Origin of the sequence: Bacillus sp. GbtcB10 (assembly GCF_019091365.1) — a bacterium.
GTDB classification, from domain to species: domain Bacteria; phylum Bacillota; class Bacilli; order Bacillales; family Bacillaceae; genus Bacillus; species Bacillus altitudinis.
In genome coordinates, this window is sequence record NZ_JAGXJP010000067.1 from 1 (window position 1) to 303 (window position 303).

1 protein-coding gene is annotated in these 303 nt (G+C 45.9%); it reads left to right on the forward strand.

Features of this window, described 5'->3' with window-relative positions; genetic code table 11:
- Positions 1-30: 30 nt before the first annotated feature.
- The coding region (locus KVT11_RS19680; protein ID WP_369009460.1) for an alpha/beta hydrolase at positions 31-303 on the forward strand (273 nt) is incomplete at its 3' end.

A 303-nucleotide genomic window follows, 5' to 3' on the forward strand; every position in this document is an offset into this window, starting at 1 on the left:
ATAAATCAGATCGGCAAAGAAGGTGTCAGGGTGATTGGCTGTCTATGTATACACGTTTTTACTGGTGCCCCGTATGAAGTAGTGCCGCTTGCGGAATATTTAAAGCAGATGACTGATTGGACGGTACAATCTGTCACGCTTCCGGGGCATGGGGAGGAACTTCAGCACAAAGGCATTCTCTATCAGGAGTGGATTGCCACCGCTGAATTAGAACTCTTATCTCTTTACCGAACATGTGACACCATTTATTTGGTCGGCATTACTATGGGCGGGATGATTGCCTCATATTTAGCAGCGAAGTAT